Below are 14,476 nucleotides of genomic sequence, written 5' to 3' on the forward strand. Positions count from 1 at the left end.
CTGCCGCTTATCCACTGCAAGGACACTGCCCGATGACCCAGGACAGCCAGAACTCCGGCACGCTCGTGCCCGCCACCACGCCCGTTCCCGAACTTGATGACAGCACGTTGAAGGCCCTCGGCCTGGTCCGCGACGATCTGCCGCGCATCGCCGAAATCGGCCGCGAGCTGGAAGACCTGCGCCCAGGCAACCTGCAGGTGTTCGGCCGTGAAGCCGCCGCACGGACCACGGCCTTCTCCAGCCAGCTGCTGGACCAGGTGCGCAATCGTGACCTCGATGCCAACGGCGAGAAACTCGGGGAAGTGGTACGCATCGCGCGCGAGCTCAAGCTGGATGGTTTTTCGCAGCGCTCGAAGGTGCCCTTGATCGGTGGCCTGATCGATCGCCTGCGTTCTTCCAAGGGCGAACTGGTGCAGAAGTTCAGCGACACCAATTCGCAGATCGAACAGCTGCTCGGCGACGTCGGCGCGCAACAGGCGCTGATGGGCAAGCGGGTGAGCGATTTCGACCGCATGCACGACATCGTCCGCGAGGAGCGTCACGCCCTGGGCCTGTATGCCGCCGCCGGCAAGCAGCGCCTGGCCCAGCTGCAGTCCGAGCAGTTGCTGGGGCAGGGCAGCGAAGACCCGCAGCAGCGCATCCGCCAGAGCGAGATCGACAATGCGATCCGCCTGATCGAGAAGCGCGTCTCCGACCTGCAGCTGATGCAGCACGCGGCTGATCAGTCGCTGCCGATGATCCGCCTGATCCAGGCCAATGCGCTGCAGCTGATCGAGAAGTTCAACACCGTCCGCGACATCACCATCCCCTCGTGGAAGCGCCAGTTCGCGATCCAGTTGTCGCTGGGAGAGCAGAAGAACGCGGCCGAACTGGCCAATGCGATCGATGATGCGACCAACGAGCTGATGCGACGCAATGCCGACCTGATGCGCCAGGCTTCGGTGGACACCGCACGCAGCAACCAGCGCGGCGTGATCGACGTGGCCACGTTGCGCCACGTGCACGATCAGCTGATCGCCACCGTCGAGGAAGTGCGCAGCATCCACCGCGAGGGTATGCAGCAGCGTCAGCAGGCCGAAGTCGAGTTGTCGCGCCTGCGCGAGGACCTGCAGCAGCGCCTGGCGGCGCCGACGGCGTCGTAGGTCGCAATGGATTTGCTCTGTCTTTCCTCCCGCTGTTTCCGCGTTGCGCTGGTTCCTGGCTTGCTGCTTGCCCTGGGCGCGTGTGCGGCGGGAGATTCATCGAACCCCTCCGCAGTGTCGCCCGCCGCTGTTGCCGCGCCTGCCGCGGCCCCGGTCCCGGTCTCTGCAGCGACAGCGGTACCCGTGTCCACTCCGGCAGCGGCCCGCGATGGACTGGCCGCGCTGATCCGCGCCAGCGCGGTGACGTGCAGCAATGCCAGTGCTGGTACCGGCTGCACGGCAGGTGATGTCGACAGCGGCGACTTCTACAACGTCGAACTGTCGCCGGACTGCGGCGACCAGGGATTCTTCGCTGGCGTGGCCGAGGCCAAGGGCGTGGAGACGCTGGACGCGGTACCGGGCAGCGGCAGCAAGGCCTCCGCCACCGCGAAACTGTCGAAGGGGCAACTGGTCTGCGTGCAGGGCATCGGTCGCACCGGACAGAATCCGCTGTTCTATTACGTTGTCGCCATTCCGGCCAACACGGTCGGCAAGTGCAAGGGCAACGCATTGTGTGACACCTATGGCGACAGGCCCATCAGCGGCATGAAGGGCACCAGGGGCGAAGCCTGCCACGTGGCAGCGCCGGGACACTATGCGGGGAACTGCGCGCAGGGCTGGGTCAGCGCAGACACGCTCGAAGTGTTTTCCAGCGGCATGTAATGCCCGTAAAGCGAGGTTCTGCCGGCTGTCGCGTCCGTCTCTGCGCGGCAATCGTCACTGCAGTTGGGCGGCGGCCCAGTCCGCCAGCGCATCCACACGTGCATCGACAGGGCCGTCCGGCCGCGCCATCACCCAGAACCCGCCGGTCGCGGCAAACCCCCACGGTGCCACCAGCCGCCCCGCGGCCAGATCCTCCGCCACCAGCGGCTCTGGTGCGATCGCCGGGCCCAGCCCCGCTACTGCCGCTTCCAGCAGGTAGTACAGGTGTTCAAAGCCGGTGCCCAGTTGCAGCTGGCCCGGATCCAGATCATGTGCCAGTGCCCACGCCGGCCACGCCTGCGGGCGCGAACTGGTATGCAACAGCGTTTCCTGCAGCAGGGCGGACGGCGACACATGGCGCAGCCGATGCGCCGCCGGGTGCGAGGGGGCCACCACCACGCCCACCCGTTCCGGTGCCAACTCGCGCACCTGCCAACCGCGTGGCCACGGCCCCTGCGCCAGCAGCAGCACCGCATCCAGCGTGGCCTGCGTCTCTGTGAAGCTGCCATCCAGGGCCGACCACTGCAGGTGCACGCCGGGCAGGGCCGCCTGCAGGGCGGGCAGCCGCGGAATCATCCAGCGCGCCAGCACGCTGCCGCTGCATCCCAGCACCAGCGCCGGAGAGGCCGCCGGCCGCTGCAATGCGCGCACGCAGTCCTCGATGCCGCTGAAGGCCTCGCTGCAGGCTTCCTGCAGGCGGGTGCCGGCGGCGGTCAGGCGCAGGCCGCGACCGGCCCGCTGGAACAGGGCCAGGCCCAGATGGTCTTCCAGCAGCTTCAGCTGGCGGCTGATCGCGCCATGGGTCACATGCAGCGCCTGCGCAGCGCGGCCAACGCCGCCCAGACGTGCGGTGGCTTCGAATGCCCGCAGGGCATTCAGCGGCGGCAGCAGTGACGTGCTCATGTGAGATTTCCTGACGGGATACGCCAGATAATATCCATTTTCCGGACACAATCCGTGCGCTAGAGTATCCACCTGTCTGAACGACCGGTCGTCTCCATGTCTGCCTCTCCCATTGCCGATTTCCACGCCTTCCCTGACGCCCAGGGCCACTTCGGCCGTTACGGTGGCAGCTTTGTCGCCGAAACCCTGGTCGGCCCCCTGCAGGAACTGGCCCAGGCCTATGACCAGGCCCGTCAGGATCCGGCATTCCAGCTGGCCTATGACCGCGACCTGGCCCATTACGTCGGCCGGCCGAGCCCGATCTACCATGCTGAACGCCTCAGCGACCACGTCGGCGGCGCGCAGATCCTGCTCAAGCGCGAGGACCTGAACCACACCGGCGCGCACAAGATCAACAACACCATCGGCCAGGCGCTGCTGGCGGCGCGGATGGGCAAGAAGCGCATCATCGCCGAGACCGGCGCCGGCCAGCATGGCGTGGCCAGCGCCACCGTCGCCGCGCGGCTGGGCCTGGAATGCGTGGTGTACATGGGCGCTACCGACATCGAGCGGCAGAAGATCAACGTCTACCGCATGAAGCTGCTCGGCGCGACGGTGGTACCGGTCACTTCCGGTTCGGCCACCCTGAAGGACGCGCTCAACGAAGCGATGCGCGACTGGGTCACCAACGTGCAGGACACCTTCTACATCATCGGCACGGTTGCCGGCCCCGACCCGTACCCGCGCATGGTGCGTGACTTCAACGCCATCGTCGGCCGCGAGGCGCGCGAGCAGATGCTGGCCGAGTACGGTCGCCTGCCCGATGCGATCACCGCCTGCGTCGGCGGTGGCAGCAATGCGATCGGCTTGTTCCATGCCTTCCTCAACGACCGCGAGGTTGAGATTGTCGGCGCTGAAGCGGCCGGCGATGGCATCCACACCGGTCGCCACGCTGCCTCCATCGCCGCCGGTCGTCCGGGCGTGCTGCACGGCAACCGCACCTATGTACTGTGCGACGACGATGGCCAGATCATCGAGACCCATTCGGTATCGGCCGGCCTGGACTACCCGGGCGTCGGCCCCGAGCATGCGTTCCTGGCCGACAGCGGCCGCGCGCGCTACGTCGGCATCACCGACGAAGAGGCGTTGCAGGCCTTCCATCTGCTGGCCCACACCGAGGGCATCCTGCCCGCGCTGGAGTCCAGCCACGCACTGGCGCAGGCGATGAAGCTTGCGCGCGGGCGTCCGCGTGACCAGATCGTGCTGTGCAACCTCTCCGGTCGCGGCGACAAGGACGTGCATACCATCGCGGCGCGCGAAGGCCTGGTGCTGTGAGTGCGCTGATGCGCAACAGCAGCGTACTGCTGCTGGCACTCGGTCTGGCCGCGTGCCAGCCGCCGGAGCCGCCCGTACTGGCGCCGGCGGCCAAGGCAACCACGCAGCCTGCGCAGCAGGCCGCCGCCAATGAAGATGTCGACCCTCTGGCGCGCACGCCGATTGATGACCCGCCCGCAGCGGAAGCTGAGGGCGACGACGAGGGCCCGGCCGTGGTCTCGGTGGCGCTGGATCATGCCGGCGAGGTGCTGATCGGGCAGCACTTGAACGATCTCAAGGCACTCGGGCCGTGGACGGCGCAAGGGGCGGTCGAAGCCCTCGGCGGCAGTTGCGAGTATTACGACGGCACGGCCCTGCCGGCGGGCGTGTCGATGATGACCGACGAGGATCGTGTGGTTCGTTTCGACCTCGGCCTTGATCCGGACAGCGGGGCGCCGGCCGAGCAACCCGGCCCGTTTGGCCTGCGCGTGGGAATGACCCGCGCCCAGGCGGTCGCCCGGTTCCCGAAGCCGCCTGTGTCCAGCCCGCATGCCTACGACGGCGAGCAGGGTGAATACCTGACCTGGCAGGATCCGGGCTCGGCCCTCGGCATCCGCGTGGAACTGTTTGAAGGGAGGGTCCTCCAGATGTACTGGGGAACCAGTGAAGCGATTGAACTGATTGAAGGGTGTGCCTGAAATGTCCGTATCCCGACTCGATGCCTGTTTCCAGCGCCTGCGCGAGCAGCAGCGCAAGGCCCTGATCCCCTTCATCACCGCCGGTGATCCGTCCCTGGAAGCCACGGTGCCGGTCATGCACGCGCTGGTCGAGGCCGGTGCCGATGTGATCGAACTGGGCGTGCCGTTCTCCGATCCGATGGCCGACGGCCCGACCATCCAGCGCAGTTCCGAGCGCGCGTTGGCCCGCGGCGCAGGCACCCGCTATGTGTTGCAGGCGGTGGCGCAGTTCCGCGAACGCGATGCGCAGACGCCCGTGGTGCTGATGGGCTATCTCAACCCGGTGGAGATCCACGGTTACGTGGCGTTCGCCAGCGCGGCGGTGGCCGCCGGCGTGGACGGCGTGCTGCTGGTCGATCTGCCGCCGGAAGAAGCCGGCGAAGCCCAGCAGGCCTTCGACGCTGCAGGCTTGGCGCTGGTTCTGCTGGCATCGCCGACCACCAGCGAGGCGCGCGCCGACAAGCTGCTGGCGCTGGCCCGTGGCTATCTCTACTACGTCAGCTTTGCCGGTGTCACCGGCGCCTCCGAACGGCTGGACAGTGACGCAGCCAGTGCACGCCTGCAGGCGCTGCGGGCCAAGGCCAGCGTGCCGGTAGTGGCCGGCTTCGGCATCAAGGACGCAGCCAGCGCGGCGGCCATGGCGCGCCAGGCCGACGGCGTGGTGGTCGGCAGCGCGCTGGTGGCGGTGCTGGCCGACGCGGCCTCTGCCGAGGATGCAGCGCAGCGTGCCGCTGCGTTCCTGGCCCCACTGCGGCAGGCGCTCGACGTGTAACGGTAGTGCCGGACGCTGGCCGGCACCCTCCGTACCCGCCCGCGTGCAAGCGCTGCCGGCCAGCGGCCCGCGCCACCCAACACCTAAACGTACGTCCCAGCATGGTTTTTTCCGCCGGGCCCAAGGCCGGGCAGGGGGTGCACGGGCGGGGAAAGCGGAGCTAGACTGTCCGCCTTTGCGGCTCCCGGGCCGCCCTGAACGGAAGTGTCCTCCCGCATGAGTTGGCTCAGCAAGTTGATGCCGTCTGGCATCCGCACCGACAACACCCCCAGCAAGAAGCGCAGCGTCCCCGAGGGCCTGTGGGAAAAGTGCAGCAACTGCGGCAGTGCGTTGTACCGTCCGGAGCTGGAAGAGAATCTGGAGGTCTGCCCGAAGTGCGGCCACCATATGGCCATCCGTGCGCGTGCACGCCTGGCCGCGCTGTTCGACGCCGACAGCACCACCGAGATCGCTGCCCGCCTGGGGCCGACCGACCTGCTGAAGTTCAAGGACCAGAAGAAGTACAGCGAGCGCATCAAGATCGCGCAGAAGAACACCGGCGAGTACGACGCGCTGATTGCCATGCGCGGCCTGCTCAAGGGCCGTCCGCTGGTGGCCTCGTCGTTCGATTTCGCCTTCATGGGCGGCTCGATGGGCTCGGTGGTCGGCGAGCGCTTCGCGCTTGCCGCCGAGACCGCTGCCGAGATCGGCGCACCGTACGTGTGCTTCTCCGCCAGTGGTGGCGCGCGCATGCAGGAAGGCCTGTTCTCGCTGATGCAGATGGCCAAGACCTCGGCCGCGCTGGGCAAACTGCGTGAAGCCGGACAGCCGTACATTTCGGTGCTGACCCACCCGACCACCGGCGGTGTGTCGGCGTCGTTCGCGATGCTGGGCGACATCAACATCGCCGAACCGCGTGCACTGATCGGCTTCGCCGGCCCGCGCGTGATCGAACAGACCGTGCGCGAGAAGCTGCCGGAAGGGTTCCAGCGTTCGGAGTTCCTGCTTGAACACGGTGCCATCGACCAGATCTGTGACCGCCGTGAACTGCGCGATCGCCTGGCCGACCTGCTGGCGATGCTGCGTCGCGAGCCGGCACCGGAGGAGGTTTGATGGGGAGCCGCAAGTACTTCGGTACCGACGGCATCCGCGGTCGGGTCGGCCAAGGGCCGATCTCGGCGGATTTCGTGCTGCGCCTGGGCAATGCCCTGGGCCGCGTACTGGTCGCCCAGCGCGGCCAGGACGGGCGCCGTCCGATCGTAGTGATCGGCAAGGACACGCGGATCTCCGGCTACATGTTCGAAGCCGCGCTGGAAGCCGGGTTGGTCGCTGCCGGCGCTGACGTGCAGCTGCTCGGCCCGATGCCGACCCCGGCCGTTGCCTTCCTGACCCGTACCCTCGGCGTGGATGCGGGCATCGTCATCAGTGCGTCGCACAATCCGCACTACGACAACGGCATCAAGTTCTTCTCCGCCCAGGGCGAGAAGCTCGACGATGCCACCGAGCTGGCGCTGGAAGCCGCACTGGACGTGCCGTTCACCACGGCCGTTTCCGAGAAGCTCGGCAAGGCCTCGCGTGCACGCGAGGCCGTCGGCCGTTACATCGAGTTCTGCAAGTCCAGCGTGCCGCGTGCGTTCGACCTGCGCGGCGTGCGCCTGGTACTCGACTGCGCGCATGGCGCCACCTACCAGATCGCACCGCTGCTGTTCCGCGAACTGGGTGCGGAGGTCATCGGCATCGGTGCCGAACCCAATGGCGTCAACATCAACGATGGCGTCGGCTCGACCCACATCGACAACCTCGCTGCCAAGGTGCGTGAGACCCGCGCCGACCTGGGCATCGCCTTCGACGGTGATGGTGACCGGGTGTTGATGGCCGATGACCGCGGCAACCCGGTCGACGGCGATGACCTGGTCTACATCCTGGCGCGCGCGTGGCAGGCCGAAGGGCGCCTGCGCGGCCCGGTGGTCGGCACCCTGATGAGCAACTTCGGCCTGGAAAAAGCCCTGGCCGAACTGCAGATTCCGTTCCAGCGCAGCAACGTCGGCGACCGCTACGTGCACCAGGCACTGGTGGAGGGAGGCGGCGTGCTCGGTGGCGAAGCGTCCGGCCATCTGCTGTGCCTGGACCGCGCCACCACCGGCGACGGCATCGTCAGTGCCCTGCAGGTACTGGTGGCGCTGAAGCAGCAGGGAAAGAGCCTGCGCGAAGCGCTGCAGCCGCTATCCAAGGTGCCGCAGAAGACGGTCAATGTGCGCCTCGGCGATGTCTCGGCCAAGGCCACCGTGCAGGCGGAGAGCGTGCAGGCTGCGCTGACCGAAGCGCAGCAGGCGGTATCCGGCCGTGGACGTGCCTTCCTGCGTCCTTCCGGGACCGAACCGGTGGTGCGGGTCACGGTCGAGGCCGACGACGCGACGTTGATGCAGGACACCCTGGACCGGCTTTCGGCGGCGGTCAGGACAGCGGCCGCGGCCTGAGCCCTGTCGCTGCATCGAACCAACAACATGGCCGCCTGTGCGGCCATGTTGCTGTCTGCCGCAGGCACGCCGTCAGGCGCTGCGCGGCATCGCCGTCTGCCATTTCCAGGTATCGCGGCACATGTCCGCCAGGCCATGGCGCGCGGTCCAGCCCAGTTCGCGCAGGGCGAGGGACGGATCGGCAAAACTCACCGCGATGTCGCCGCTGCGGCGACCGGTGATGCGGAACGGAATCGGCCGGCCGATGGTCTGCTCGAAGGCCTTGATCAGTTCCAGCACGCTGTGGCCCTGGCCGGTGCCCAGGTTCAGGGTGATGCTGCGGCGCTTGTCGCGCAGATACTGCAGCGCCAGCACGTGGGCCCGCGCCACGTCTTCCACATGGATGTAGTCGCGTACGCCGGTCCCGTCGCAGGTCGGATAGTCATCGCCGAATACCTGCACTTCAGGCAGCAGGCCGGCAGCGACCTGGGCGATGTAGGGCATCAGGTTGCTGGGGGTTCCGTGCGGCAGCTCGCCGATCAGCGCGCTTGAATGCGCACCGACCGGGTTGAAGTAGCGCAGCGTTGCCGCATGCAGCGTTGTGTCGGCACTGACCAGGTCGGACAGCAGCTGCTCCACTACGAGCTTCGAACGGCCATAGGGCGTCATCGCGCAGGTCGAGGCCGTCTCGGCCACCGGGCAATGGTCCTGGTCGCCGTACACCGTTGCCGACGAGCTGAACACAAACGTGCCTACACCGGTATCGCGCATGGCGCCGAGCAGGGCAAGGGTGCCGCTGATGTTGTTGTCGAAGTAGTCCAGCGGCATCTGCCGCGATTCGCCAACCGACTTCAGCGCGGCAAAATGCAGTACCGCATCGATCGAATGCTCGCGCAGCACCGCGGTGATCCGCGTACGGTCGCGCACGTCGGCCTGTAGAAACAGCGGCGTGATGCCGGTGATGTCGCCGATCCGGCCGATCACCCCGGCGTCGCTGTTGCACAGTGAATCGACGACGACCACCGTATGGCCCTGCTGCTGCAGTTCCACACAGGTGTGGGAGCCGATGAATCCAGCGCCGCCGGTAACCAGAACGTTCATTTCCTGTAGTCCTTCCACTCTGTTGGAGCTTCCTTGCCGAAGCCGTGTCAGCCCAGTGCTGGCAGCGCCATTACGGCCCCGGCACCATCTTCTTCTGCCGCGCCTTGAAGCCATTGAACAGCGGTGCGATCAGCGGGTTGTAGCTCCACGCGATGCGCTTGCGCAGCCAGCTTGCCGGCCGGTTGCGGATGGCGAAGCGGTAGATGCGCTCGGGATCGCCGCCGACCACGTTGCGTCCGAACGGATGGGTGGTATGCAGGTAGCGGAACCCCTGCTCACGCGCCACTTCGATGTAGTCCTGGTCGAAATCACCGTACGGCCAGCACAGCGTGTCCGATACCTCGCCCAGCTTCTCCAGCAGCACTTCCCTGGCCTTCGACAGGTCGCCACTGATACCGGCACGGCGCTGGGCGCGGTCCAGGTCCTGGCGGCGCAGCCAGCGCGTGTGGGTGTGGGTATGGCAATGGATCTCGAAGGTGCCCGCCTCGATGGCCGCACGTGCTTCGCTCCAACGCATCATCACTTCGTCGCTGCGGCCCTGCTTGTAGATCAGGTCCTCGCAGGCGCGGTGTTCGGGCGTTTCCGGCAGCGTGGCGCCGGTGATGCCGGCATGCGGACGCATCGGGCCCTCGTGCATCCAGCCGGTCACCACGAACACCACCGCGTGCATGCCGTACTTCTGCAGGATCGGATGGGCGTAGACCCAGTTGTCCAGGTAGCCATCATCGAAGGTGATCACGATCGACTTGCGCGGCACCGGCTTGCCAGCCAGGAAGCCGGCGTACTGGTCCAGCGTCAACGACGTCCAGCCGGTGCGCGCCAGCCAGGCGATCTGGCTTTCGAAATTCTCCGGCGACACCGTGATCATGCCGGGCGAGTTGCTGACGTGATGATGCATCAGCACCGGTACGGTTCTGGCATTAGCCATGACCCAGCTCCTTCATCCATTGGTGGTAGTAGTGTTCGGTGGCTTCAGCGTGGCCTTCGGGGCTGAAACGCTTGGCGCTGCGGATCCAGTCCCAGCCGGAACGTCCCATCTGCCGGCGACGCTCGGGATCGTCCACCAGCAGCCGCAGCGCGCCCGTGAGGGCGGCGCTGTCACCCAGCCGGGTGAGGATGGCATTGCTGCCTTCCACCAGCATTTCGGGCACGCCACCGACCCGGTGCGACACGATCGGCAGGCCCGCCTGTGCCGCTTCCAGGAACACCGTGCCCGATGCTTCCTTGTGTGTGGCCAGGGCGAAGATGTCGAAGCCGGGCATCAACTGGCTGGCGTCGCTGCGGAAGCCCAGCAGATGGACCTGGCGCTGCAGATCGTGTTCGGCGCAGGTGGCCTGCAGGCGCTGCATCACGGCCTGGCCATCGCCGACCACCACCAGATGCAGGCGGGGGTTGGCCTTGCACAGCGGCACCATGGCCTGCAGCAGTTCGGCGTGGCCCTTGGGTTCGCGCAGCACGGCCACGCAGCCCACCACGACGTCCTGCTCGTCGAATCCGAGCTCGGCGCGCACGCGTGCACGTGCCTCCTGCAGATCCTGCCAGGACGGTTCCTGCGCGGTGTCGATGCCGGTTGGAGAAACCGCCATCGGCGGCACGATGCCGATGTGATCAGCGGGAATTCCGCGGTCCGCCAGCAGTTGCTTGACGAAGTTGCTCACCGTGATGACCCGGTGCGGCAGGCCGGTGTAGGTCAGCAGCGAATTCACCGGGCTCATCAGGTGGCGCGAGCGCACCACCAGCGGTGTGCCGCCCAGACGTGCACCCGCGGCGGCAATCAATGCATCGCGACGGCTGGTGGTGTTGACCACGTCGTAGCGCTCGCGGCGCACCAGCCGTGACACCGACCAGATGCCGCGCAGCAGGCGGGCCATGCCGCCCATGCGCAGCGTATGCACGGTGAAGCCATCATCGCGCGCGCGGGTGGCCAGGCGCGCGTCCGGCTGGCACAGCAGGGCGACGTCATGGCCACGTGCGCGCATCACCTGCATGTGGCGAAAAATGTAGATCTCCTGCCCACCCATGCCTTTGGCGGCTTCGGTATGCAGGATGCGCAGCGGACGGTTCATGGTGGATCGGTCCTTGGATTCAGCGGTTGCGGAAGCGCGTCAGCGCTTCCCATGCCGCGCGGATGCTGGCGGCGTCGGGGGTCTGTTGCGGCAGGGGCCGGTAGCGCGCATCAAGCGCGGTGGCGTTGCCGAATTTGTCGAACACGTAGATCGCCTCGCCGTTGCGCACCGCGCGCTGCGACCAGCTTTCCACCACCAGCGCACGCTTGCCGGTCGGTGCAGCCAGCAGGTCGTGGCCGGTGCTGTAGTCGGTCAATGCGTTCTCGCAGCCCAGGCCGTGGCGCATCAGCGTCGGCACCCAGTCTTCATGCGAACTGACCCGCGCGTCGCGGCCGCCACCCTGGCCGGGCCAATGCAGCACGAAGGGCACCTGCAGCTGGTAGTTGGAGAAGTTGCCGTTGTGGCCCCAGTAGTTGAGCTTGAGGTCGTTGAATTCCTCGGCGTGGTCACCGGTCACCAGCACGATCGTGTCCTGCTCCAGGCCCTGCGCGCGCAGGTCGTCCAGCAGCGATCCGATCAGGCTGTCGGCGTAATGCACCGCGGTGTGATAACGGTTCAATTCCGGCGTTGGATCGTGCTCGGGGCCGAACTTGAGAAAATCGATGGCATCGGCCATCGGCGTGGCGAGCGGCGGATATCCGGCCGGCATGTGGTAGGGCGCGTGGGTGGAATCGAGGAACACGAAACCGAACCACGGGCGCTGCGCAGCCTGGCTCGCGCGGATGTCCTTCTGCAGTCCAGCGACGATGGCGGCATCGCGGCCATCGGAGGTCAGTTCGGACGGCCCCTGGTGCAGCTGGTCGCGGACATCGGCGAACGCGGTGCGATCGAATTCCGGGCTGTACAGCGGCGCGCTGCCATACAGATGCAGGTCATAGCCCTGCTGTCCCAGCACCTTGAACAGCTGCGAGCCGCGCTGCTCGTCGAGCATGCTCGGCCAGTAGCCACCCGGCAGGCCATACAGCAGGCCGAACAGGCCATAGCGGGTGGCGTTGCCGGTGCTGAAATGATGCTCGTACACCCGCGAGGACCCGGCCAGTGCCGATGCGTTCGGCATGAACTGAGGGGTGAGCACGTCATGGCGCAACGACTCCAGTACCACCATCAGCACGTTCGGCCGCTGGTGGCTCTGGCAGCGCAGGGGCTGCAATGGATAGTTGAGCTGGGCATGGCGCGGATCGGGCAGGCCGACCTGGTGCTGGCTGACCACGCCGAAGCGGCGCATCGCGCTCTTGGCGGTGATCGGCTGCGCCCATGGCAGGTAATTCCACTGGCTGATCACTGCACGTTCGCCGAGCGCGTCGTAGTAGGCCGTGGCGACCTGGCCGCCGCCCATCAGCAGGGCGATCACGGCCCAGGCCTGCAGTACCCGTCGTCGCCGCGGAGCCGCGGGCAGCAGCTTCCAGCACGCCCAGGCCAGCAGGCCCTGCGCGGCGAAGATCGCCGAGACCATGGCAACCGCCTGCAGCCAGGTCTTCCAGGACAGGCTCACCTGGTCCTGCAGGGCGCCGCCGAAGACCATGTTGGCGACCATCGCATTGAGGTGGAAGCGATACAGCGCGAACACCTTGGCATCCACCAGCAGCAGGCACAGCCACAGGCCCTGGCAGATCACCGCCGACACGCTCAATGCGCGCGCGCTGCGCGGCCACAGGCCGATGGCCAGCGGCAGCAGGCCGGCCAGTGCGCCGAACGCGAGCAGATGGCCGGGCAGGGCAATCGCCAGATAGGCCAGGCCGAGTGTCCCGCCGGGATTGTCGCGCAGCGGCACGTTGCCCAGCGCGATCAGCGCGGCAAACACCGCGTTGGCCGCGATGAACAGGGACCACCAGGCCAGCCGGCGCCAGCGTCGGGTTGGTCCGGGAAGAGCGGCGGCGGTGGCGTCGGGCAGAGCGGCGTCCATGGAGAAGGCGGGTTGGGATGGGGCAACGGGTGGCGTGTGCCGGCGTGACGAAGTCGTTAAACCGCGCGCGGGTGGCGCATTGTATCGGTTTGTTTCAGCATGTCGGTGGCGTGTCCTGATCTATCTGTCACAATGTTCAGATCGGTCGCCATGACATGGCGGGCCCGTACCGACTCAACGACAAGCCAGGAACCGCTGTGAGCCAGATCCCCACCCTCGACATCACCCGTTTCGACAGTGACCGCGACGCCTTCGTGGCCGAGCTGGGGGCGGCATATCGCCAATGGGGGTTCGCCGGCATCCGCAACCACGGCATCCCGCAGGCCGACATCGATGCGGCCTACGACGTCTTCAAGGCCTTCTTCGCACTGCCGGATGAGATCAAGCGCAAGTACCACGTGGCGGGCAGCGGCGGCGCCCGTGGCTACACCCCGTTCGGTGTGGAGACCGCCAAGGGCTCCAAGCACTTCGACCTGAAGGAGTTCTGGCACATCGGTCGCGAGATCGCCGACGACTCCAAGTACCGGGACGTGATGGCGCCGAACCTGTGGCCGTCCGAGGTCGAGGGCTTCCGTGAGCGTGGTTACGGCCTGTACCAGGCGTTGGACAACCTGGGTTCGCGTGTGCTTTCGGCCCTGGCCCTGCACATCGGCCTGCCGGAGCACTTCTTCGCCGACAAGACCAATTTCGGCAATTCGATCCTGCGCCCGATCCACTACCCGCCGATCACCACCGACGACATCCCGAACGTGCGTGCCGGTGCGCATGGCGACATCAATTTCATCACGCTGCTGGTCGGTGCCAGTGCGGCCGGCCTGGAAGTGCAGTCGCATGACGGGGACTGGGTGCCGTTCACCTCGGACGCGGACACCATCGTGGTCAACATCGGCGACATGCTGCAGCGCCTGACCAACCATGTGTATCCGTCGACCATCCACCGGGTGGTCAATCCCCCGGGCGAGCTGGCCCGCCAGCCGCGCTATTCGGTGCCGTTCTTCCTGCACCCGAACCCGGATTTCCTGATCGACGTGCTGCCCTCGTGCATCACCGAGGAGAACCCGAGCCGGTACCCGGAGCCGATCACGGCACACGGCTTCCTCGAAGAGCGCTTGCGCGAGATCAAGCTGAAGTAATGAAGAAGCCGCCGAAAGGCGGCTTTTTCATTACGGGTAGCGCCGGGCCATGCCCGGCGAGCGCAGCGGAGGGTGTTCGGCAGGGTTGCACCCTGCACCCGCAGAGGCCAGGGCCAAAGCCTGAAGCCAAAGCAGCTCCGGGTTTCTGCGGGTTGGGCGGGGCGGTGTGGGCTGGCAGGACACGCCGTAAACCCATCCCTGGGGGCTCGATGGCGCCATCCAGGGCGCCAACGGTCCTGCCAGCCCACAC

At 67.0% G+C, this 14,476-nt stretch carries 13 protein-coding genes; 8 read left to right on the plus strand and 5 right to left on the minus strand.

Going from position 1 to position 14,476, the window contains the following annotated elements; translation table 11 throughout:
* Positions 1-32: 32 nt before the first annotated feature.
* Together AC13GI_RS14335 and AC13GI_RS14340 are read left to right on the plus strand one after the other, a co-directional pair.
* Complete coding sequence (locus AC13GI_RS14335; protein ID WP_099819043.1) at positions 33-1,142, plus strand: toxic anion resistance protein; 1,110 nt, start codon at positions 33-35, stop codon at positions 1,140-1,142.
* Between the two features lie 6 nt (positions 1,143-1,148).
* Entirely contained in the window at positions 1,149-1,844 is a 696-nt protein-coding gene (locus AC13GI_RS14340; protein WP_482996639.1) for a hypothetical protein, read from the plus strand.
* A gap of 54 nt (positions 1,845-1,898) precedes the next feature.
* Here AC13GI_RS14340 and AC13GI_RS14345 read toward each other — a convergent pair whose 3' ends face one another.
* Complete coding sequence (locus AC13GI_RS14345) at positions 1,899-2,786, minus strand: LysR family transcriptional regulator (protein WP_482996640.1); 888 nt, start codon at positions 2,784-2,786, stop codon at positions 1,899-1,901.
* A gap of 96 nt (positions 2,787-2,882) precedes the next feature.
* On the opposite strand from AC13GI_RS14345, the gene trpB reads away from it, so the two are divergent.
* The 5 genes from trpB (at position 2,883) to glmM (ending at position 8,044) form a co-directional block, all read left to right on the plus strand.
* Positions 2,883-4,100 (plus strand): tryptophan synthase subunit beta, encoded by a 1,218-nt coding sequence (trpB, locus tag AC13GI_RS14350; RefSeq protein WP_108264918.1) that lies wholly within the window; start codon positions 2,883-2,885, stop codon positions 4,098-4,100.
* Positions 4,097-4,777, plus strand: a complete 681-nt coding sequence (locus AC13GI_RS14355) for a hypothetical protein (RefSeq protein WP_482996641.1) — start codon at positions 4,097-4,099, stop codon at positions 4,775-4,777. Before trpB ends, AC13GI_RS14355 begins: the two co-directional genes overlap by 4 nt.
* A gap of 1 nt (position 4,778) precedes the next feature.
* The gene (gene trpA, locus AC13GI_RS14360; protein ID WP_482996642.1) at positions 4,779-5,588 is read left to right on the plus strand and encodes a tryptophan synthase subunit alpha; all 810 of its coding nucleotides are present in this window, start codon (positions 4,779-4,781) and stop codon (positions 5,586-5,588) included.
* A gap of 216 nt (positions 5,589-5,804) precedes the next feature.
* Positions 5,805-6,680: an acetyl-CoA carboxylase, carboxyltransferase subunit beta gene (accD, locus tag AC13GI_RS14365; protein WP_025876176.1), complete on the plus strand. Its 876-nt coding sequence runs from the start codon at positions 5,805-5,807 to the stop codon at positions 6,678-6,680.
* Entirely contained in the window at positions 6,680-8,044 is a 1,365-nt protein-coding gene (gene glmM / locus AC13GI_RS14370) for a phosphoglucosamine mutase (RefSeq protein WP_099819049.1), read from the plus strand. The genes accD and glmM overlap by 1 nt, the downstream gene beginning before the upstream one ends.
* A gap of 72 nt (positions 8,045-8,116) precedes the next feature.
* On the opposite strand, the gene galE is transcribed toward glmM, so the two are convergent.
* The 4 genes from galE to AC13GI_RS14390 all read right to left on the minus strand — a co-directional run bounded on the left by galE (position 8,117) and on the right by AC13GI_RS14390 (position 13,093).
* The gene (galE, locus tag AC13GI_RS14375) at positions 8,117-9,124 is read right to left on the minus strand and encodes a UDP-glucose 4-epimerase GalE (protein WP_482996643.1); all 1,008 of its coding nucleotides are present in this window, start codon (positions 9,122-9,124) and stop codon (positions 8,117-8,119) included.
* Positions 9,125-9,194: 70 nt separating this feature from the next.
* Positions 9,195-10,052 carry a polysaccharide deacetylase family protein gene (locus AC13GI_RS14380; protein WP_099819051.1) on the minus strand — a complete coding sequence of 286 codons (858 nt, stop codon included), beginning with the start codon at positions 10,050-10,052 and terminating at the stop codon, positions 9,195-9,197.
* Complete coding sequence (locus tag AC13GI_RS14385) at positions 10,045-11,190, minus strand: glycosyltransferase family 4 protein (protein WP_482996644.1); 1,146 nt, start codon at positions 11,188-11,190, stop codon at positions 10,045-10,047. Before AC13GI_RS14385 ends, AC13GI_RS14380 begins: the two co-directional genes overlap by 8 nt.
* A 19-nt stretch (positions 11,191-11,209) precedes the next feature.
* A complete protein-coding gene (locus AC13GI_RS14390; RefSeq protein WP_243379905.1) occupies positions 11,210-13,093 on the minus strand; it encodes a DUF3413 domain-containing protein in 1,884 nt (627 codons plus the stop codon).
* A 155-nt stretch (positions 13,094-13,248) separates the two neighbouring features.
* On the opposite strand from AC13GI_RS14390, the gene AC13GI_RS14395 reads away from it, so the two are divergent.
* Positions 13,249-14,226: an isopenicillin N synthase family dioxygenase gene (locus AC13GI_RS14395; protein WP_482996645.1), complete on the plus strand. Its 978-nt coding sequence runs from the start codon at positions 13,249-13,251 to the stop codon at positions 14,224-14,226.
* Positions 14,227-14,476: the final 250 nt, after the last annotated feature.

The sequence above is a fragment of the Stenotrophomonas sp. 82F1 genome (assembly GCF_056861525.1).

Coding starts and splice junctions, on each gene's coding strand:
- AC13GI_RS14335 (WP_099819043.1), top strand. CDS start 33: ATGACCCAGGACAGCCAGAACTCCGGCACGCTCGTGCCCGCCACCACG.
- AC13GI_RS14340 (WP_482996639.1), top strand. CDS start 1,149: ATGGATTTGCTCTGTCTTTCCTCCCGCTGTTTCCGCGTTGCGCTGGTT.
- AC13GI_RS14345 (WP_482996640.1), bottom strand. CDS start 2,786: ATGAGCACGTCACTGCTGCCGCCGCTGAATGCCCTGCGGGCATTCGAA.
- trpB (WP_108264918.1), top strand. CDS start 2,883: ATGTCTGCCTCTCCCATTGCCGATTTCCACGCCTTCCCTGACGCCCAG.
- trpA (WP_482996642.1), top strand. CDS start 4,779: ATGTCCGTATCCCGACTCGATGCCTGTTTCCAGCGCCTGCGCGAGCAG.
- accD (WP_025876176.1), top strand. CDS start 5,805: ATGAGTTGGCTCAGCAAGTTGATGCCGTCTGGCATCCGCACCGACAAC.
- glmM (WP_099819049.1), top strand. CDS start 6,680: ATGGGGAGCCGCAAGTACTTCGGTACCGACGGCATCCGCGGTCGGGTC.
- galE (WP_482996643.1), bottom strand. CDS start 9,124: ATGAACGTTCTGGTTACCGGCGGCGCTGGATTCATCGGCTCCCACACC.
- AC13GI_RS14380 (WP_099819051.1), bottom strand. CDS start 10,052: ATGGCTAATGCCAGAACCGTACCGGTGCTGATGCATCATCACGTCAGC.
- AC13GI_RS14385 (WP_482996644.1), bottom strand. CDS start 11,190: ATGAACCGTCCGCTGCGCATCCTGCATACCGAAGCCGCCAAAGGCATG.
- AC13GI_RS14390 (WP_243379905.1), bottom strand. CDS start 13,093: ATGGACGCCGCTCTGCCCGACGCCACCGCCGCCGCTCTTCCCGGACCA.
- AC13GI_RS14395 (WP_482996645.1), top strand. CDS start 13,249: ATGGCGGGCCCGTACCGACTCAACGACAAGCCAGGAACCGCTGTGAGC.